Source organism: Streptomyces viridiviolaceus (genome assembly GCF_014650995.1).
Taxonomy (GTDB): domain Bacteria; phylum Actinomycetota; class Actinomycetes; order Streptomycetales; family Streptomycetaceae; genus Streptomyces; species Streptomyces viridiviolaceus.
Genome location: NZ_BMWA01000004.1, coordinates 71,600 through 92,223 on the forward strand (window position 1 = coordinate 71,600; position 20,624 = coordinate 92,223).

Annotated in this window: 14 protein-coding genes and 1 pseudogene; 10 read left to right on the forward strand and 5 right to left on the reverse strand. The window is 71.6% G+C overall.

The window, feature by feature from the left end:
* Positions 1-12: 12 nt before the first annotated feature.
* From IE260_RS06300 to IE260_RS06315, 4 genes are all read left to right on the forward strand, one after another.
* Entirely contained in the window at positions 13-456 is a 444-nt protein-coding gene (locus tag IE260_RS06300; RefSeq protein WP_189869473.1) for a hypothetical protein, read from the forward strand.
* 96 nt (positions 457-552) lie between these two features.
* Positions 553-1,464 (forward strand): hypothetical protein, encoded by a 912-nt coding sequence (locus tag IE260_RS06305; protein WP_189869474.1) that lies wholly within the window; start codon positions 553-555, stop codon positions 1,462-1,464.
* Positions 1,465-1,526: 62 nt separating this feature from the next.
* Positions 1,527-1,886, forward strand: a complete 360-nt coding sequence (locus tag IE260_RS06310) for an ADP-ribosylation/crystallin J1 (protein WP_189869475.1) — start codon at positions 1,527-1,529, stop codon at positions 1,884-1,886.
* Positions 1,887-1,988: 102 nt separating this feature from the next.
* On the forward strand, positions 1,989-2,996 hold the full coding sequence (locus IE260_RS06315) for an endonuclease/exonuclease/phosphatase family protein (RefSeq protein WP_189869476.1): 1,008 nt from the start codon (positions 1,989-1,991) through the stop codon (positions 2,994-2,996).
* A gap of 38 nt (positions 2,997-3,034) precedes the next feature.
* Here the strand turns inward: IE260_RS06315 and IE260_RS06320 are convergent, their stop codons facing one another.
* Positions 3,035-5,113 carry a PhoX family protein gene (locus IE260_RS06320; protein WP_189869477.1) on the reverse strand — a complete coding sequence of 693 codons (2,079 nt, stop codon included), beginning with the start codon at positions 5,111-5,113 and terminating at the stop codon, positions 3,035-3,037.
* A 276-nt stretch (positions 5,114-5,389) separates the two neighbouring features.
* On the opposite strand from IE260_RS06320, the gene IE260_RS06325 reads away from it, so the two are divergent.
* From IE260_RS06325 to IE260_RS06345, 5 genes are all read left to right on the forward strand, one after another.
* Positions 5,390-7,111, forward strand: coding sequence for a VWA domain-containing protein (locus IE260_RS06325; protein ID WP_189869478.1), 1,722 nt, complete (start codon positions 5,390-5,392; stop codon positions 7,109-7,111).
* Positions 7,112-7,232: 121 nt separating this feature from the next.
* Entirely contained in the window at positions 7,233-8,849 is a 1,617-nt protein-coding gene (metG, locus tag IE260_RS06330; RefSeq protein ID WP_189869479.1) for a methionine--tRNA ligase, read from the forward strand.
* A 115-nt stretch (positions 8,850-8,964) separates the two neighbouring features.
* Positions 8,965-9,330 carry a PH domain-containing protein gene (locus IE260_RS06335; protein ID WP_189869480.1) on the forward strand — a complete coding sequence of 122 codons (366 nt, stop codon included), beginning with the start codon at positions 8,965-8,967 and terminating at the stop codon, positions 9,328-9,330.
* Between the two features lie 117 nt (positions 9,331-9,447).
* Positions 9,448-12,573, forward strand: coding sequence for an FG-GAP-like repeat-containing protein (locus IE260_RS06340; protein WP_189869481.1), 3,126 nt, complete (start codon positions 9,448-9,450; stop codon positions 12,571-12,573).
* Positions 12,574-12,593: 20 nt separating this feature from the next.
* Positions 12,594-14,021: a VCBS repeat-containing protein gene (locus IE260_RS06345; protein WP_229880461.1), complete on the forward strand. Its 1,428-nt coding sequence runs from the start codon at positions 12,594-12,596 to the stop codon at positions 14,019-14,021.
* 67 nt (positions 14,022-14,088) lie between these two features.
* Here IE260_RS06345 and aspS read toward each other — a convergent pair whose 3' ends face one another.
* Positions 14,089-15,852, reverse strand: coding sequence for an aspartate--tRNA ligase (gene aspS, locus IE260_RS06350; RefSeq protein WP_189869483.1), 1,764 nt, complete (start codon positions 15,850-15,852; stop codon positions 14,089-14,091).
* 144 nt (positions 15,853-15,996) lie between these two features.
* On the opposite strand from aspS, the gene IE260_RS06355 reads away from it, so the two are divergent.
* Positions 15,997-18,141, forward strand: coding sequence for an ATP-binding SpoIIE family protein phosphatase (locus tag IE260_RS06355; protein ID WP_189869484.1), 2,145 nt, complete (start codon positions 15,997-15,999; stop codon positions 18,139-18,141).
* Here the strand turns inward: IE260_RS06355 and IE260_RS06360 are convergent.
* The 3 genes and pseudogenes from IE260_RS06360 to IE260_RS06370 form a co-directional block, all read right to left on the reverse strand.
* Complete coding sequence (locus tag IE260_RS06360) at positions 18,084-19,157, reverse strand: AI-2E family transporter (RefSeq protein ID WP_189869485.1); 1,074 nt, start codon at positions 19,155-19,157, stop codon at positions 18,084-18,086. The two genes, IE260_RS06355 and IE260_RS06360, sit on opposite strands and share 58 nt — an antisense overlap.
* A 109-nt stretch (positions 19,158-19,266) precedes the next feature.
* Positions 19,267-19,971 (reverse strand): annotated as a pseudogene (locus tag IE260_RS06365) (pirin family protein); the annotation flags it as partial.
* Positions 19,972-20,105: 134 nt separating this feature from the next.
* Positions 20,106-20,573 (reverse strand): SseB family protein, encoded by a 468-nt coding sequence (locus IE260_RS06370; RefSeq protein ID WP_188184587.1) that lies wholly within the window; start codon positions 20,571-20,573, stop codon positions 20,106-20,108.
* Between the last annotated feature and the right edge of the window lie 51 nt (positions 20,574-20,624).

Here is a 20,624-nt window from a genome sequence, read left to right on the forward strand (position 1 = left end):
AGGAGTGCTCCCATGGCTCACACGGCACCCGCGATCGGCGGCACGACCAGGCCAGGCCCTTCGACACCCGACGTCTTCGGCCCCGGGGTCCACGCGGTCGCGAGGTGGGCGGTACCTGTCGTCCTCGGGCTCGTCTACGGCTACTGGGCCGCGGCCAACCGGCGTGACGCCGGGCCCATCACCGGGTGGAACCTGCTGTTCGGCTTCCTGACCGCGCTCGTGTTCGCCGTGCTGTACGTCGCGGTCCGGGCGATCGCCCAGCGGCTGCGCCGCGAACTGCACGCGGTCGCGTGGGCGGCGTTCGCCGGGATCGCGTTCGGCTTCCTGTACAGCCAGACCGGGGCGAGCGTGCTCAAGTCCACGGGCCTGTCGCTGGTGATCGGCGCAGCCCTGTTCGCGGTGCTGTTCTACCGCTACTACACGCACGAGGACGCGGAGGGCCGCCGCGTCTCCTGACGAACGGCGAGCCGTGCCGCCCGTTCGGTCCGCGGTGTACGCCCATATGCAGTCACGCCGCTCGCGCACCCCGTCCGGGGGGCCTTGCCTGGAAACGTGCCCCCACGTCTTCGGAGTGCCCTGTCGGCCGTCCTGATCGCCCTCGCCTGCCTGCTCGCGCCGTGCGGCACGCTGGCGGCCTGGGCGGCGTACGGGCTGGCCGACACCGGCCGGTACGTCTCCGCCATGGCGCCGCTCGCCGCCGACCCGGACGTGCGGGACGCGGTCGCCGACAGGGTGGGCGACGGGGTCATGGCCGAGATGGACGCCGGCGCGACGGACGGCACCCTGCGGGTCTTCGTGCAGGACGCGACCCGGTCGTTCACCCGCACCGAGGCCTTCCGCGCCGGCTGGGACGCGGCCAACCGGACCGTCCACGACGCCGTGCTGCGTGCCCTGCGCGACGAACGGGCGGACGGCGGCGCCGTCACCGTGGACCTGGCCCCGGTCACGGCGCGGGTCAAGGACCAGCTGGCCCGGGACCACGTGCCCTTCGCGCACCGCATCCCGGTCCGGCACACCGCGGTCACCGTGCTCCCGGCCCAGGAGGTGGACCGGCTGCGGAAGGGCTACGACGTGCTCGCCGTCGCCGCCTTCTGGCTGCCGCTCACGGCGGTCGTCTTCGCGGTCGCCGGCATCGCCGTCGCCGCCTGCCGCCGTCGCGCCGTCACGGCCACCGGGATCGGCACGGCCGTCGGTGGCGCGCTGCTCGCCGTCGCCGTCATGGTGGGCCGTCGGCTGACCCTCGCCGAACTGCCCGGCACGGTGCACGGCCCGGCCGCGGGCGCCGTCTACGACGCCCTCACCGCCACGCTGCGCGCGGCCTCCTGGCTGCTGGTCGCCCTCGGCCTGACCGTCGCCCTCGCCTCCTGGCTCACGGGCCGGTACGGCCATGCCCTGCGCCGCCGCCGAGTACCCGCGCAGCCCGCGGACCCGACGGCACCGCGGCCCACCCGGGCCCGGCTCTGAGCCGCACGGCGGGGTAATAATCCCGTCGCCCGGCGCCGCGCCCGCGGCTAACGTCACCGTCCATGCGCACGACGACGACCCTCTGGCGCCCCACCGGCCCCGAGGAACTGGCCCTGGTGCAGGCCTCCGGCTGGACGGCCTGGCCACCCCGCCTGCCCGAGCAGCCGATCTTCTATCCCGTCCTGAACGAGGACTACGCCGTCCGCATCGCCCGTGACTGGAACGTCCCCGCGTCCGGTTCGGGCTACGTCACGCGCTTCGAGGTCGACGCGGAGTTCCTGGAGCGCTACCCCGTACGTCAGGCCGGCGGTCAGACGATCCTGGAGCTGTGGGTGCCGGCCGAGGAACTGGCGGAGTTCAACCGGCACATCGTGGGGCGTATCGAGGTCGTGCGGGAGTTCCACGCGGACGCCTCGTCCTGAGCGGCCCCGAGGCGCAACTTTCCGCCCGTGCGCCCCGTCTTTGAGGGAGGATTCGGGCATCTCAGGTGTGGGCGTCGCCCCTCGCGAGCGGAAGGCCGGGACTTGGACACGGACACGGTGACCGGTGAGCGGACGGACTCGCGCGCCCCTGCCCGGGGGCGGCGGGCCGGCCGGCGGTTCGGGGCCCGGTGCGCCGGGCTGCTGTTCGCCGGGGTGAGTGTGATCGTCGGCTGCCGGATCGCCGACAGCGACGGCATCACGCCGGTGCCGCAACTGCTCGCCTTCCTGCCGTGGCTGCTCGTGCCGACCGGGGCCGGGCTGCTGCTGACGCTGCTCGCCCGGTGGTGGACCGGGGCGGTGTGGGGAGTCGTCCTGCTCGGACTGCTGGCCTGGTTCATCGAGCCGTACGGCAAGACGGGAGAGCCCGCCGGGCCTCCCGTCGCCGAGGTGCGGGTACTGACCTCGAACGTCGAGTTCGGACAGGGCACGAGCTCGTTGATCGCCGCGGTGGGCCGCGAGAAACCGGACATCCTGTTCGTACAGGAGTGCGAGTACACCTGCGACGCGGCGCTACGGCGGGAACTCACCGCCGACTACCCCCACCGCCGGGCCGTCGAGGGCGGCGGCTCCGAGGGGTCCGTCATCCTCAGCAGATTCCCGCTCAAGGCCGGTCCCGGGGTCCCCGCCACCATGGGCATGCCCGGAGCCGTCGCCGACGTCCGCGGCCACGCCGTGCGGCTCCAGCTCGCCCACCCGATGCCACCGCTGCCGGACCAGGTAGGGCTGTGGCGCGACGAGCTGGACGCCCTGCGCGACGTCGCCGCCGAGGACACCGGGACCCCCACGGTCCTCGCCGGCGACTTCAACGCCTCCCAGGACCACGCGGCCTTCCGCCGCATCCTCGACACCGGCCTGCGCGACGCGGCCCGCCTGGCCGGTGCCGACCGGACGCCCACCTGGCCGTCCAGGACCGCGCCGACGCTCGGTGTGCAGATCGACCACGTACTGGTGTCGGAGGACTTCGCCGCGCACCGCGCCCGCTTCCTCGACCTGGCCGGCACCGACCACCGTGCCCTGGTCGTCGACCTCACGCTGCACGGAGGTGAGTGACCCGGCGCCGTACCGCCGTACGGCGCCGGGCGTCACGCTCAGACGCCGATGTCGCGGCCGTCCGCGCGCCACACCGCCACGACCGCCGGGCGCACGATCTTCCCCGGCCCGTCGGGCCAGGTGCTGGCCGGCTTCTCCACCGAGGCGCCGTCGATCTCGCCCGGGTGCTGCACGGCTACCAGGACGCGCCGGTCCTGGATGACCGGGCCGCAGGTCTCCGCACCGTTGGGGACGGTCAGGAACTGCTTCAGCTCACCGCGCCGGTCGCCCTTCGTCGCCACGCCGAAGAGGCCGTCGTGGGTGCCGAGGGCGTTGCCGTCGGTGGAGATCCACAGGTTGCCGTGGTCGTCGAAGGCCACGTTGTCCGGGCAGGAGATCGGGCTGACGGCGTCCTTCGGGAAGCCCGCGAAGTACGTCGACGGGTCCTCGGGGTCACCGGCCACGAGGAACAGCGACCAGGCGAACGTGGTGCTCTCCGCCCGGTTCCAGCGCTCGGTCAGCTCCAGGACGTGGCCGTGCTTGTTGGCGTTGCGCGGGTTGGCCTCGTCGGCCTTGGCGTTGGAACCGACGCCGCGGTTGGAGTTGTTGGTGAGGGCGACGTACACCTTGCCGGTGTGCGGGGAGGGCTCGATGTCCTCCGGGCGGTCCATCTTCGTCGCGCCGACCTTGTCACCGGCGAGCCGCGTGAAGACGCAGACCTCCTCCGCGGTCATGCCCTCGACGTGCGAGACGGCACCGTCCTCGGTGGCGGTCACCAGCGGGATCCACCGGCCGCTGCCGTCGAACTCGCCGTCGGCCGGGAGCTTTCCGCTGCCGTCGATGTCGGTGGCCGCGGAGTCGCCGGTGAGCTTGGCGACGTAGAGGGTGCCCTCGTCGAGCAGCGACAGGTTGTGCTCGCGGACGCTGCGGCTGTTGCCCCGCTTCATCCGCTTGCTGCCGACGAACTTGTAGAAGTAGTCGAACCGCTCGTCGTCACCGGTGTAGACGACGGGACGCCCGTCCTGCGTCAGCCGCACGGTCGCCGCCTCGTGCTTGAAGCGTCCGAGGAGGGTGTGCTTGCGGGGCGTGGAGGTGGGGTCGTACGGGTCCAGCTCGACGACGTACCCGAAGCGGTGCACCTCGTTCGGCTCCTGCGCGACGTCGAACCGCTTGTCGAAGCGCTCCCACTTGCGCTCGGTGGCGCCGGTGCCGATGCCGTACCGCTTGTCCGTCGCCCGGCTGCTGTTGGCGAAGTACTGGTTGAAGTTCTCCTCGCCGTGCAGGGTCGTGCCCCAGGGGGTGGTGCCGCCGGAGCAGTTGTTGAGGGTGCCGAGCACCTTCGTGCCGCTGCGGTCGGCGGAGGTCTTGACGAGGTCCGACCCGGCGGCCGGCCCGGTGAGCCGGAACTCGGTGGTGGCGGTGACGCGCCGGTTGAGGTGGTGACGGGGGACGGGCGTCAGCTTCCCGCTCCTGCGGTCCTCCTCCACCACCACGGCGGACAGGCCGTGCGCGGCCCACGCGATCTCGACCTGCTCACGGGTCGGGTTGGCGGGGTCGTAGCCCCGGAACATCAGCACCTCGTCGGTGTACTCGTGGTTGGCCACGAGGAGCTGCCGGCCGTGCTCACCGTGCAGCGGCAGCAGCGCGAGGAAGTCGTTGTTGTATCCGAACTGCCCGGCCTGCGCCTTGGCGGTCTGCTTCTCCGGGTCGAAGGCGGGCGCCCCGCGCAGGATCGGCTCGCCCCAGCGGATGACGACGTCCTGGCGGTACCCCTCCGGTACGACGACGGCGTCCTCGGTGTTGGGCGCCACGGGCGTGAAGCGCAGCCCGCGCGCACCCGTCGGCGTGCTGCCGTGCCCGTGGCCCTTTCCGGCCGCCGCGGCCGCCCGGGCCGACGGCGCGCCCGCCACGCCCACGGCCCCCGCGCCCGCGGCGGCGACGGTCACGACGGCGGCGGCGCGCATCATCGAACGGCGGCTGAGGGCGCCCGCGATGACGTCACCGACGTACTCGTTGGAGCTGGTGTTGGGCACCTCGTGGAAGCAGGCGTCACCACACCGGAATCGACAGGTCATGGCGGACCGGCCGCCGGGATGCGAACCGGACGGCGTTCCGATCAACGGCAGCAGCTTGCCCACTTTGCTCTCCTTGGATGCCCTTGGTGTCAGCGCGACCGTAGGAGCACATATGTGCGGGAGACGGGCGGTGGGATGAACACCGGGTGAACCCGCAGCAGCCGTAAGGGAATTGCCAACCACCCCCGCCGCGACGCCTCCGGCGGCTCGATCCGTCCCTTGACGCGTCCGGACATTCATGGCAGACCCTGCACAAGATCACAAGCCGGGGCCGCTAACCTTACGTGTCCGTCCTGGCCAGGGATTGACGGGCATCAACTCACGCGAAGGGTTGCGCACATGGGCATTCTCACTCTCCTGCGGAACGCGTTCGGGCGGTCACGCAGAGCACGGGCCGCCCAGGCGGAGGATGCGCCGCGGGAGACGGCGACGCCGGCCGCCCAGGACACGGCGCCGGCCACGCCGGAACCGAAGCTCCCGGCCCAGCCCGCCACGTCCCCCGAACCCACCGAGCCCGCGCCCAAGGCCCACGTCCCCGAGCCCCGCACGGCCACCGGCGACGAACACGAACTCGTCGCCGCGGCCTTCGACAACGTCACGGTCCCGAAGCCGTCCCAGTCCCCCGACGAACGAACGACGGCCGAACCGCCCCAGGACTCTTCGAGGACCACACCGGACCAGCAGCCGGAGGCAGCCTCTACGGAACCGGAGGCAGCGCCTGCCGACCCGCAGGTGGAAGAGGCACCTGCCGAGCCGAAGCCGGAGGCAGCCTCTACGCAGCCGGAACCGGAACCGGAGGCAGCACCCGCCGAACCGAAGCCGGAGGCAGCAGCCGCCGAACCGAAGGCGGAAGTAACGGCTGCCGAGCCGGAACCGAAATCAGCACCCGCCGAGCCGAAGCCGGAGGCAGCAGCCGCCGAACCGAAGGCGGAAGTAACGGCTGCCGAGCCGGAACCGGAATCAGCGCCTGCCGAACCGAAGCCGGAGGCAGCACCCGCCGAACCGAAGCCGGAGGCAGCAGCCGCCGAACCGAAGGCGGAAGTAACGGCTGTCGAACCGAAGCCGGAGGCAGCACCCGCCGAACCGGAACCGGAGGTAACGGCAGGGACCGAGTCGAAGCCGGAGCCGGAGCCGGCAGCGGAGGCCCCCCAGGAGCCCGCCCCTGAAACCGCCCCGGAACCCGAGGCGACCACAGCGCCGCCCGCGACGACCCCGGAGGCGACGCCCGAGCCGGAACCGCAGCCCGAGCCGGCAGCGACCACCCCCGCCCCCGAACCCGCGACAGCCGCCGACGGCGAGGACGCCCCACAGGGGCCGCCCGCACCCGACGACGAAAGCAGCACGGGTGGTGCGGGTGGGAACACGAAGGCCGAAGGCGAAGCCGAGGCCGCAGCCCCGAAACCCGCCACCCCCGCCACCCGCATCCGCTCCCGCGCCCCCGGCCTCACGACCGCCTACAAGGCCGCCGGCGCCACCCTCAAGAAGCACTCCCTCACCGGCACCCGCGCCAAGGTCTACCTGGTCCTGGACCGCTCCGCCTCCATGCGCCCGTACTACAAGGACGGCTCCGCCCAGGCGCTCGCCGAGCAGACCCTCGCCCTCGCCGCCCACCTGGACCCCGAGGCCACGGTCCACGTCACGTTCTTCTCCACGGAAGTGGACGGCACCGGCGAGCTGACCCTCACCGACCACGAGAACAAGATCGACGAGCTGCACGCCGGCCTCGGCCGCATGGGCCGCACCAGCTACCACGCTGCCGTCGAGGCGGTCCTCGCCCACCACGAGAAGGAAACCGCCGGCACCCCCGCCCTGGTGGTCTTCCAGACGGACGGCGCCCCGGACGCCAAGACCCCCGCCACCCAGTCCCTCACGGACGCCGCGAAGAACCACCCGTCCGTGTTCTTCGCCTTCGTCGCCTTCGGTGACCCGGAGAACAAGGCGTTCGACTACCTCCGCAAGCTGAGGACGGACAACACGTCCCACTTCCTCGCCGGCGAGACCCCCCGCGAGCTGACGGACACGGAGCTCTACGAGGGCGTACTGGCGTCCTGGCGGCCGTAGGCCACGAGGGGGGTGGACAGAGCCGCCCCGGCGCCGCCCCGGGCCCGCCCCGGTCCACCCCCTCGTCCACCCCGCGAAACGCGTGTGAGTCGATCTTCGTGCGCCCAGTAGGATTTCGACCATGGCGGCCACTGGAACCGAGAAGCAGGGTGGCAAGGCGTTCTACGTCAGCACCCCCATCTACTACGTCAACGACGCTCCTCACCTGGGCCACGCCTACACGACCGTCGCAGGGGACGTGCTCACGCGCTGGCATCGTCAGCGCGGCGAGAAGGTGTGGTACCTCACCGGCACGGACGAGCACGGTCAGAAGATCATGCGCACCGCGGAGGCGAACGGCGTCAGCCCGCAGCAGTGGGCCGACAAGCTCGTCACGGAGGCGTGGAAGCCTCTCTGGGAACACCTGGAGATCGCGAACGACGACTTCATCCGCACCACGCAGAAGCGGCACACCGACCGCGTCCAGGAGTTCGTGCAGGACCTGTACGACAAGGGCGAGATCTACAAGGGCGGCTACGAGGGCCCGTACTGCGTGGGCTGCGAGGAGTACAAGCTCCCGGGCGAGCTGCTCGACGGCGAGGGCGAGTACGCGGGCCAGAAGCTGTGCCCGATCCACAAGAAGCCGGTGGAGATCCTCGCGGAGGAGAACTACTTCTTCAAGCTGAGCGAGTACGGCGAGAAGCTGCTCGCCCACTACGAGGCCAACCCGGGCTTCATCCAGCCCGAGTCCGCGCGCAACGAGGTCGTGAACTTCGTCCGCCAGGGCCTGCAGGACCTCTCCATCTCCCGCTCGACCTTCGACTGGGGCATCCCGATCCCCTGGGACGACAAGCACGTCATCTACGTGTGGGTCGACGCACTGCTGAACTACGCCACGGCGGTCGGCTACAACGAGAACCAGGAGAAGTTCGAGGCCACCTTCCCGGCCGACGTGCACCTGGTCGGCAAGGACATCCTCCGCTTCCACGCGGTGATCTGGCCCGCGATGCTGATGGCGCAGGGCCTGCCGCTGCCGGGGAAGGTCGCCGCCAACGGCTGGCTGATGGTCGGCGGCGAGAAGATGTCGAAGTCCAACCTGACCGGCATCAAGCCGCAGGACCTGACCTCGCACTTCGGCGTCGACGCCTACCGCTGGTACTTCCTGCGCGCGATCGCCTTCGGCCAGGACGGCTCCTTCTCCTGGGAGGACTTCTCCGCCCGCTACACCAGCGAGCTGGCCAACGACTACGGCAACCTCGCCTCCCGTGTGGCGGCCATGGTCGGCAAGTACTTCGGCGGCACGCTGCCCGAGTCCGCGGCCGACGGCGAGGCCGAGAAGGCGATCCACGACGGTCTGGCCAAGGCCGTCGCCGAGGCCGACCGTAAGATCGGCGAGGAGCTGGACTTCCAGGGCGGCATCCTGGCCGTCTTCGACTTCGTCAAGCAGGTCAACGGCTACATCACCGAGCAGGAGCCCTGGAAGGTCGCCAAGGACACGTCCGAGGAGGGCAAGGCCCGCCTGGCGACGATCCTCTACACGGCCGCGGAGTCGCTCCGCGCGGTCGCGGTCCTGCTGAACCCGGTCATGCCGGAGACGTCCCAGAAGCTCTGGGACTCCCTCGGCGCGGAGGCGAGCCTCGGCGGCCTCGCGGACCAGAAGGTCCAGGAGGCGGCGGACTGGGGCCGGCTGCCGGCCGGTTCGACGGTCACCAAGGGCGCGGTCCTCTTCCCGCGTCTCGAGGAGAAGCCGACCGCGTAACGCGTCTGCCACAGCGAGGGGCCGGGGAGGGCAAGATCTTCTCCCCGGCCCCTCGTTCTGCGAAGATCCCGTCAAGACGGCCGGCCGGCCGTCGCCACTCACGTGGGGGGATTCCATGGCACTGTTCGGCAACGCGCACAGCATCGACCCGGCCCAGGCCCAGCAGGACTACGCGCGCCTGCTCGGCCACGGCGAGCAGGTGCACGCCGCGTACCTGCTGATCCGCGACACCATCCTGTTCACCGACCGCCGGCTGATCCTGGTCGACAAGCAGGGCATCACGGGCAAGAAGACCGAGTACCACTCGATCCCGTACCGCAGCATCACCCACTTCGCCGTCGAGACGGCCGGCACCTTCGACCTCGACGCCGAGCTGAAGATCTGGATCTCCGGCAGCCCGACCCCGGTCGAGAAGACCTTCACCAAGGGCGTCGACATCTACGAGGTCCAGGCCATCCTGACCCAGTTCGTGGCGCGCTAGGGCCGGCCCCGGAGTCGGCTCCCACCTGGGCGAAAAGCCCCGCCCGCCCTCGCACGAGGACTGATAACATCCGGCCACTTGTGCGAGGGCAGGGGCCCTCGCGGGGAGGGAACCTCAGTGGGCAGACACGCCCAGGGACGGGGCGGTCGAGCCGCCGCCGTCTCCTCGCTCGCGGTCGCCGTGGCGGCCGCTTCCCTCGTCGTCCTGCCGGACGGCGACGGTACGGCCGAGGCCGCCACCACGGCGGCCTCCGCCACCACGGAGATCACACTGCCGGACCCCGGCTCCACGACACCGCGCGCCGAGCGGCCGTACGCCGCCGGCCCGAGCGGGTTCCTGCACCGGTCGGGCGGGGTGCCCGGCATGCTGTGGACGAACCCCGCCGACGGCACCACCGTCACCGTGAGGAACGCCGACGGCAGCGTCTACACCCCGGGCGCCGGATGCGACGTCATCGGCGCCGAGTGCCGCACCGCCTGGTACGGCACCGACACCGACCTGGTCGCCCTTCCGCCGGCCCTGACGAGCAACTCCGTCACGCTCTGGGATCCGGCGACGGACCGGCGGACGAACGTGACCACCGGTGACGCGTACGACTACTACCGGGCGCTGGCCGGTGACACCGTCGTCACCAGCGACAGCCTCATCGACGTCGTCGACGGCGAACAGCGCAGACGCCCCATCACCGGCGCGCCCGCCGACATCCGGGACAAGGAGATCGTCGCCGCGGACCCCGAGGGCGTGCTCTTCGAGCGCGGTGCGGCGCTCAGGTACGTCGATCTGGACTCGGCGGTGAACACCGAGGTGTCCGCCGGCACGGGCTACGCCACCCACTTCGTGATGAGCGAGGACCGGATCGGCTGGTACGAGTCAGGTCGGCTGCACCTGAAGTCCCGCACCGACCTGGCCGCCCCCGAGAAGGTCGTCACCGTGCCCGGCCCCACCGTCCTCGACGGCAAGCCGGTCCTGATCGGCGACTGGCTGCTGTTCGCCCGCGACACGGACACCGCCACGTCCAAGCTGCTCGCTGTCTCGGTGACCGACGGCTCGACGAGGACGCTGCTGAACTCCGCCGGCGCGTACACGGCCCCCGCTCCCGGCGACACCGCCCTGGTCACGGGCGGCACCGGTGCCACCGACTGGTGGGTGCAGCGGGTCAGTCTCGCCGCGGACGGCTCACCGAAGCTGGAGAAGCTGCACCAGGTCCCGGCCGTGGAGAACGCCAAGACCGGTATCGCCCTCAGCCGCGGCAGCCTGCGCGTCGCCGAGGACGACCCGGGCAACAGCGTCATGGACACCACGTCCGTACGCACCCTCACGACCGACGGCGGAGCCACACTGAGCGCCTCGGACGCCGAGGCGGGCGACGCGATCGCCGCCGAGTGCCCCTACCCGGGCACCGCCTGCTCGGCGCTGTGGGGCAACACCGGAACCGACCCCGAGGACGTCCACCTCGAGACCTACTACGACGGCGGCAGCGGCCTGGCGGACGCCGACCGGCTGGTCGCCACCCTCGACGGATGGTCCAACAGCAGCCTGGCGTTCGGTACCGCGGGCGGCGAGATCGTCGACGTCTCCGACGGCTACGCGGTCTACAACTCCGGTGGCGCATCCCCGATGCAGTACGTCGGCGAGTTCGGCTACGGACAGCAGATGAAGCGCTCCGTGCGCGCCGCGGCCCTGAACGGCTCCACCCTGTGGAGCGCCACCACCACGGCCGGCACGCTCACCTCGTACAGCCTCACCCAGCGCAAGACCCTCACCACGGTCACGGTTCCGAAGCTGGGCTGCGTGCCGACCGAGCTCCAGGCGGCCGGCCGCTGGGTGTACTGGTCCTGCGGCACGGCCTCGGCCGGCGTGTACGACACCAAGGCCGCCACGTCGACCACCGTCGCCCCCGGGGACGTGCTGCTCGGCGACGGCTTCACGGTCCGCCACGACCGCGCCGCCCGCACCCTCGTCCTCACCGACGCGGCCACCGGCACCGCCCGCGTGATCGCCTCCGGTCTGAAGGACACCGGCCTCGCCGCCGACCGGCGCTACCGGTGGACCGTCGACGAGTACACCGGCCTCGTCGCCTGGTTCGACGCGTACGAGCGCACGCACGTCGCCACCACCGGCATCACTCCGTCCGCGCCGACCGTCTTCCGCACCGAGGCCGGGTACCTCGTCGAACCGCCCTCGTCGGAGCCGTGGGCGGGCCACTGGCAGCTGTCCCGGCCCGCAGCCGGATGGTCGCTGACCTTCACCTCGGTGCAGAGCGGCACCACCGGCAGGGCCACCCGGACCGTCACCGGCGGCGCCACCACCGGCGAGGTCTCGGCGACCTGGAACGGCCGGACGGCGAGCGGTGCCTACTTCCCCAACGGCGCCTACACGTGGACGCTCAAGGCCACCGGCCTCGGCACCACCACCCCGGTCACCGTGGCCACCGGCAAGGGCTACCTGCTGCGGGGCGCGCCCGTGCCCCACGACCACGTCAGCCCCGACGGGCCGGACGGACGGGGCGACCTGCTCACCCTGAACTCCTCCGGCGGCCTCACCTTCCACAGCGGCACCGGAACCGGCGGGTTCGGCACCAAGGTGTCCGCGAGCGGCTGGGCGACGAACATCAGGGCCGTCCCGGTCGCCGACATGAGTGGGGACCGCTGCAATGACCTGCTCGTACGGCCGAGCGACGGTTCCCTGCGCCTGTACAAGCCGGCCTGCGGAGCGGCGGCCAAGCCCGCCACGACGTACACCGTCGTGGGCACCGGCGGCTGGAACCAGTACGACGTCCTCACCTCACCCGGCGACGTCAGCGGCGACGGACGCGCCGACCTGATCGCGCGCGACGCCTCCACCGGCGCGATCTACCTCTACACCGCCACCAGCACCGGCAAGCTGTCCGCCCGCGTGAAGCTGGCCGACAACTGGAAGGCGTACAAGAAGATCGTCGGCACCGGCGACCTCAACGGCGACGGCATCGGCGACCTCCTCGTCCAGGACACCGCCAACACCCTCTACCGCTACAACGGCAGGGGCAACGGCACCTTCGCCGCCCGCGCCAAGGTGTTCGGCAACTGGGGCGCCACCTACAACGCCGTCCTCGTCGTCGGCGACCTCACCGACGACGGCAAGGCCGACCTGGTCTCCCGTGACAGCAGCGGCACCCTGTGGCGCAACAACGGGGACGGCAAGGGCTCGTTCGGCGCCCGGTCGCAGATCTCGACCGGCTGGGGCGGCTACCGGTTCCTGACCTGAGTGAAGGAGCTCGCATGGTCATGAAGCACGACTCCGTGGGCGGACGCCGGAGAATCGCCGCCGTCCTGCTCGCCGGTCTGCTCGGCGGCGGCGCCCTGGTGCCGACCGCCGCGCACGCGGCCGGGGACACCGTGCCCGCCGACTTCAACGGCGACGGCTACCGGGACGCCGTCCTGCGGGTGCCCGCCGCCGCGGTCGCCGGACAGGAGGCGGCCGGTGCCGTGATCGTCCTGTACGGCTCGGCCTCCGGACTCTCCGCGACGTCCCGGGCGTTCATCACCCAGAACTCGCCGGGAGTCCCCGGCGGTGCCGAACGGGGCGACTACTTCGGTGCGTCCACCGCCTCCGCCGACCTCGACCGCGACGGCTTCGCCGACCTGATCGTCGGCTCGCCGTACGAGGATCTCGCCGAGGGCGTGGACAAGGGCATGGTCACGGTCCTGTGGGGCAGCCGCTCGGGCCTGGTGTCGGGGCGGACCCTGCCGACGCCGGCGGACCAGGACCGCTTCGGCCGCGACGTGGCCGCCGCCGGGAAGGAGTCCTCGTCGACGAGCCTGGTCTCGGCGGGGGGCTGGAACGGCACACAGGTCTTCGGTGGCCCCTTCACCCGTACCCAGGATCCCGCCTCCTCGGAACCCGGAATGGGCATGTGGTTCGGGTCCGTCACGGCCGGTGACCTCGACCGGGACGGCCACGCCGACCTGATTCCGGTCTCCGGACGCGCGGGAGGCCACACCGGTGGACTGATCTCCATCAACCCCGCGGGCATGCTGGAGGATCCCCTCGACAACGGCGACGCCCTCGTCGCCGCCGTCGGTGACGTCAACGGCGACGGCTATGGCGACATCGTCGCGGGTGACCCCGACGAGCCCGAGCAGCGCGGTGTGGACGGCGAGCTCGGCGGGCGGGTGCTGATCTACTACGGTGGCCCGGGGGGCGTGGCCGACGACACCGAGCCGACCGTGATCTCCCAGGACAGCCCCGGTCTCCCGGGCGCCGGGGAGAAGGACGACGAGTTCGGCGCCTCCGTGGTGGTCGCGGACTTCGACCGCGACGGTGTCGCCGACATCGCGGTGGGCTCGCCCAACGAGAAGCTGGGCACCGTGGGCTCCGCCGGCATGGTCACCGTCATCCCCGGCACCCGCACCGGGACCCCGGGCGCCGGCTCCTACACCTACGGCCAGGAAACCCCGGACGTCCCCGGCGGCAGCGAGCCGGGGGACCGCTTCGGCACGAACCTGTCCGCGGGCGACGTGAACCGCGACGGGAAGCCCGAACTGATCGTCTCCGCGGTCGGGGAGAACAACTACGCGGGGGCCGCCTGGGTGCTGCCCGGCGGGAACACCCGGCCCACCGGGACGGGCAGCAGGATGTTCACCACCTCGCAGTTCGGACTCCCGGCGAGCGGATACCAACTGCTCGGCGGCGACAGCCTGCCCCTGCTCTGACCCCGCCACCGACGCGGAGCGGCCCGGACCCCACCAGGGGACCGGGCCGCTTCGCGCGATGTGCCGCCTACTTCGGCTGCGGCTTGCGCACCGACAGGTGCAGCTCCCTCAGCCGCGCCTCGTCCAGCTCCGTCGGGGCGCCCATCATCAGGTCCTGGGCGTTGCCGTTGAGCGGGAAGGCGATCGTCTCGCGGATGTTGGGCTCGTCGGCCAGCAGCATGACGATGCGGTCGACGCCAGGGGCGATGCCGCCGTGCGGCGGGGCACCGAAGCGGAAGGCGCGCAGCATGCCGGCGAACTTCTCCTCGACGGTCTCGCGGTCGTAACCCGCGATCTCGAAGGCCTTGAGCATGATCTCCGGGTCGTGGTTCCGGATCGCGCCGGAGGACAGCTCGACACCGTTGCAGACGATGTCGTACTGCCAGCCCAGGATGTCCAGCGGGTCCTGGGTCCGAAGGGCCTCCAGACCGCCCTGCGGCATCGAGAAGGGGTTGTGCGAGAAGTCGATCGCGCCGGTCTCCTCGTCCTTCTCGTACATCGGGAAGTCGACGACCCAGCAGAAGCGGAAGACGCCCTCCTCGAAGTGCCCGGCGCGCTTGGCGGCCTCGACCCGCACCGCGCCCATGATCTTCGAGACCTCGTCGAACTCGCCCGCGCCGAAGAAGACGGCGTGGCCGGCGGCCAGGGAGAGGCGCTTGGTCAGCTCGGCGACGTTCTCCTCGGTGAGGAACTTCGCGATCGGGCCGGTCAGCGAGCCGTCCTCGGCGACGCGTACCCAGGCCAGGCCCTTGGCGCCCAGCGAGACGGCGAAGTCACCGAGCTGGTCGAAGAACTTCCGGGGCTGGTCCTGGACGGCCGGGACCGGCAGCGCGCGGACGTGCTTGCCGGCGAAGGCCTTGAACTCCGAGCCCTCGAAGACGTCGGTGATGTCGACGAGCTCCAGCTTGGCGCGCAGGTCCGGCTTGTCGGAGCCGTACTTCAGCATCGCCTCGCGGAACGGGATCCGCGGGAACGGAGAGGTCACGTGGCGGCCGTTGCCGAACTCCTCGAACAGCTCGGTCATGAGCTGCTCGATCGGCTGGAAGACGTCCTCCTGCTCGACGAAGCTCATCTCGACGTCGAGCTGGTAGAACTCGCCCGGCGAGCGGTCCGCGCGCGCGTCCTCGTCGCGGAAGCAGGGCGCGATCTGGAAGTAGCGGTCGAAGCCGGAGATCATCAGCAGCTGCTTGAACTGCTGCGGGGCCTGCGGGAGCGCGTAGAACTTGCCCGCGTGCAGCCGGGAGGGGACCACGAAGTCGCGGGCGCCCTCGGGCGAGGTGGCGGACAGGATCGGCGTCGCCATCTCGTTGAAGCCGAGCGCGGTCATCTTGTGCCGGATGGCCGAGATGACGGCCGTGCGCAGCATGATGTTGCGGTGCATGCGCTCGCGGCGCAGGTCCAGGAAGCGGTACTCCAGGCGCCGCTCCTCGTTGACCCCGTCCTCGGTGTTGATCGTGAAGGGCAGCGGCTGGGCGGCGCCGAGCAGCTCGACCTCGCCGACCTCGACCTCGATCTCGCCGGTGGGCAGGTCGGGGTTGATGTTCTCGGCACCGCGGGAGACGACCTTGCCGTCGACGCGGACCGTCGACTCCTTGGAGAGCTTGTCCAGCGCCTCGTACGCCTCGGTACCCGGACGGGCGACAAGCTGCGTGATGCCGTAGTGGTCACGCAGATCGATGAAGAGGATGCCGCCCAGGTCGCGCCGATTGTGCAGCCAGCCACTCAGCCGGACGTCGGTGCCGACGTCAGAGGCGCGGAGCTCGCCGCAGGTGTGGGACCTGTACCGATGCATCGTCGTTCATCCAGTCTTCGCGAATCGGGGTCTGTGTTTCACGTGAAACAACCCCAGCGTACCGGGCACCCGCTGTCGACTTCCCACCATTACGGCCCCGGCGAGCGGTGGCAGTCCCCGATCACCTCTTCTTACAGTGGGGCAATGCGCACTGGTGAGCCCCTGCCCGAGGTGGGGGACATCCTCGCCGCTCTGGCGACCGGCCTGTGGCACTGGAACACCGCCGCCGGAGAGGTCGAGGTCGACGCGGAGGCGGCACGGCTGCTCGGGCTCCCCGCCCGGGAGACCCGGCTCACCGAGGCCCAGGTACGGTCCCGGCTGCATCCCGAGGACTGGAACGAGATCACCGGTGTGGTTCAGCTCGCCGTCACCGAGGGCACGCTCGCCGAGGTACGGATCCGGATCATGGACGGGCGGGGCCGGGTGGTCCGGGTCGTCCGCAGCCGCTCCAAGCCGTCCTTCGATCCCGAGCGCAGGGCGTACGAGCTGATCGGCACCCTGCAGGAGGTCGCCGAGCCGACGCCGGGGACGCCCGCCGGACGCAGCGCGGTCACCGGCGAGTGGCGCCGCTCGCGGGAGGCCTTCCTGCTGGACGCGGGCCGGGCGCTGGCCGAGGCGCGGTCGACGCAGGAGGTGCTGCGGGTCGCGGCGGGCCTGTCGATGCCGGGCTTCTCGCCGGACGGGCTCGCGGTGTTCGGCGTGGAGGGCGACCGGCTGACGATCATCGGTCATCACGGCCAGCGCAAGGACGAGGAGGGGCCGTTCTCGGGGATGCCGCTGAACACCGACTACCCGGCCACCGAGGTGGTCCGCACGGGCCGTGCCGTGTACCTCTCCTCGCCCGAGGAGTACCGCTCCCGCTACCCGGTCACCTGGCCGCTCGCCGAGCGCTTCGGACGGCGCTCCTGGGCCTATCTGCCGCTGACCGCGGCGGGCCGCACCATGGGGGCCTGGATGGCGGCCTTCGCCTATCCGGTCGCGTTCACCCCGGACGAGCGGTCGGTGCTGACCACCGTGGCGCGGATGCTGGCGCAGGCGCTGAGCCGGGCGGGCGCGGCCGAGACCCAGCGGGAGCTGACCGACGGGCTGCAGCGCTCCATGCTGCCCGTGGTGGGCCCCGACATCCCGGGCATGGACATCGCGGCCCGCTATGTGCCCACCGGTGGCGGGCTCCAGGTCGGCGGCGACTGGTACGACGTGATCCCGCTGCCCCGTGGGCGCTTCGCCCTGGTCATCGGGGACGTCCAGGGACACGACGTACGGGCGGCCGGGCTGATGGGGCAGTTGCGCATCGCCCTGCGCGCGTACGCCGCCGAGGGTCACCGCCCCGACGCCGTGCTCTCCCGTGCCTCCCACTTCTTCCACGGCCTCACCCAGGCGGACTGTGACGGGGACCCCGGCGACGTGCGCTTCGCGACCTGCTACTACGCCGAGGTGGACTCGGCGACCGGCACCGTGGAGAGCGCCCGGGCCGGGCACCTGGACCCGGTCGTCCGCATGGCGGACGGCACGGCGCTGATCCGCGCCACGGCGGGCGGGCTGCCCCTCGGCATCGACCCGGACTCCGACTACCCGACGACCCGGCACGCCCTGGAGCCCGGCGAGACGCTGATGCTCTGCACGGACGGCCTGGTCGAGACCGGCGGCCACGACCTGCGGACCGGCTGGGGGCGGCTGCGCACTGTGCTGGAGGACCGCTGGGACAGCATGGACGAGCTGGCGGACGCGCTGGTCCAGGCCGTTCTCGGACCGTCCTCCCACCACACGACCGGGCCGCTCCCCGACCGCCGCGAGGACGACATCGCGCTCCTGCTGCTGCGCCGGGAGAGCGGGGACTACGTCGGTGCCCGGCCGCCGGGGCGCCGCACGATGATGACGGTCGCGCAGGCCGAACCGGAGCGCATCTCCGAGGCCCGGCAGCAACTGCGCGGGCTGCTGCACGACTGGCCCGACGAGGACCAGAGGGACTCGGCGGTGCTCCTCCTCTCCGAGGTGCTGACGAACGTCCTGGTCCACACCGACACGGACGCCCTGCTGGTCACCGACGTCACCGGGGAGCCCGGCGAGCGGCGGATCCGCGTCGAGGTCACCGACACCGGCGAGGACCTGCCGCACAAGCGCCGGCCGGGCGAGATGGCGTCCTCCGGGCGTGGCCTGATGCTGATCGAGCTGCTCGCGGACGCCTGGGGGGTCGCCCCGCGCGGCGAGGGCAAGAGCATCTGGTTCGAGTTCTACGAGTCCGGCGGCTCGGGTGCGGGGGTCGCGGTGGCCCCTTCCGAGGAGCCGTAACGCGCCTGGAGCTCGTGGAAGACGCCGAAACCGGCGGCGGTGAGCGGCACCGCGAGCAGCATGCCGAGGATCCCGGCGACCGAGGCCCCCGCGGTGATCGCCAGCAGCACGGCCACGGGGTGCATGTGCACCGTACGGCTCTGGATCATGGGCTGCAGCACATGCCCCTCCAGCACCTGCACGGCCAGGACCACACCCAGCGCCCACAGCGCGATGGCGAACCCGCGGTCGGCGAGCGCGACCAGCACGGCCACGGCGCCGGAGATGAAGGCGCCCAGGTAGGGGATGTAGGCGCCGACGAAGACCAGCGCGCCGAGCCCGACGGCACCGGGCACGCGGAGCACGAGCAGTCCGATGGTGATGCACAGGGCGTCGATGAGGGCGATCAGGGTGGTGCCGCGCATGAAACCCTCGACGGCACCGTAGGCCCGCCGCGCGATCGCCTCGACGGTGTCGGCGCTGTCGCGGGGGGTGATCCCGCGCAGGGCGGCGGCGGCCCGGTCGGAGTCGCGCAGGAAGAAGAAGACCAGCAGCAGGGCGAGGACGGCCAGGGCCATGGTCTCGCCGACCACGCTGACCCCGCTGATGACGCCCGAGGCGGCGGTCCCGCCGAACTTGCCGAGCAGCTCGCGCGCGTTGGAGGCGAGGTCGTGCAGTGAGGTGCCGGCCGCCCCGAAGTGTTCGGCGATGTCCTGCGCCGCCCGCCTGAGCGAGGCGATGATCTGGTCACCGCTCTCGATGAGGGCGGCGACCACGATGTACACGGCGCCGCCGACCACGGCCACGACGGCGACGCAGGTCAGTCCGGCGGCCAGCGACCGCTGCACGCCGACCCGCACCAGCCGCCGGTGCAGCGGGCCCAGCAGGGCCGTGCCGAGCAGCGCGAGCAGCACCGGCGTCACCGCGGTGCGCAGCTCCACGCAGAGCCGGATCCCGACGTAGACGACGCCGGTGACGAGGAGGACGACGACGCACCAGGCGCCGAGACGGCGTACCGGACCGGGAAGCAGCTGCACGGCTCCAGCCGATCACGCGCCGGGCGGGCTGTCCTGCGCGGACGGCCCGCCCGGGTGATGCGCCGTCAGCTCGGCGGCTCCGGGCGGGTGACCGGTCCCTGGGGGACCGTCAGGCGTCCGGGCCCTCGGCCGACATGCCGTGCACCGCCGGAACGGTGCCCAGACGGCCCTTCTGGAAGTCCTCGAAGGCCTGCATCAGCTCGTCCTTGGTGTTCATGACGAACGGGCCGTAGTGGGCCATGGGCTCACGGATCGGGCGGCCGCCGAGCAGGACGACCTCCAGGTCCGGGGTCCGGGACTCCTGCGTCTCGTCCGCGCGGACGGTCAGCGAGGAACCCGCGCCGAAGACGGCGGCCTGCCCGAGACGGATCGGACGGCGCTCGGCGCCCACCGAGCCGCGCCCGGCCAGCACGTACGCGAGGCCGTTGAAGTCCTCCCGCCAGGGCAGGGTGACCTCGGCGCCCGGCGCGAGCGTCGCGTGGATCATCGTGATCGGCGTGTGCGTGCTGCCGGGGCCCTGGTGGCCGTCCAGCTCACCGGCGATGACGCGGATCAGCGCGCCCCCGTCGGGGGAGGTGAGCAGCTGGACGCTGCCGCCGCGGATGTCCTGGTACTTCGGGGCCATCATCTTGTCCTTGGCCGGGAGGTTCACCCACAGCTGGAGGCCGTGGAAGAGGCCGCCGGACATCACCAGCGACTCCGGCGGCGCCTCGATGTGCAGCAGGCCGCTGCCGGCGGTCATCCACTGGGTGTCGCCGTTGGTGATGGTACCGCCACCGCCGTGGCTGTCCTGGTGGTCGAAGGTCCCGTCGATGTACCTCCTCGGGTACGCCCACTTTAGTTGAGCGTTGAACTTCTTGCCACCCCTAACGGAGAAAGCCCGGAAGGCATTCCCTCCGGGCTCACGGGTTCGCCGGCATCGGCCGGCCGTCTGCGAGGCAAGCGCGTCTAGCCGTACATGCGGCGCATCGCGAAATCGACCATCTGCTCGACGGCCTTCGCGTCGAACACCATCCGGTGCTCGCCCTCCATGTCCAGCACGAAGCCGTAGCCGGTCGGCAGCAGGTCGATCACCTCGGCGCCGGTGATCACGAAGTACTTGGACTCCTTGCCCGCGTACCGGCGCAGCTCCTTGAGCGAGGTGAACATCGGGATCACCGGCTGCTGGGTGTTGTGCAGGGCGAGGAAGCCGGGGTTGTCGCCGCGCGGGCAGTAGACCTTCGAGGTCGCGAAGACCTGCTGGAAGTCCTCGGCGGACATCTGCCCGGTCGTGAAGGCACGGACCGCGTCCGCGAGCGAGGGCGGGGACGGCTCGGGGTACAGCGGCGGCTGCTGCCCGTATCCGCCGGACATCGGCTGCTGGGGCGGGGCGTACTGCTGCTGCTGGGGACCCGCGGTCTGGTCGTAGCCGTACATGCCGCAAAGAGTAACGAGTCACAGATGACCGGCTCGGGGTTGCTTCTTATT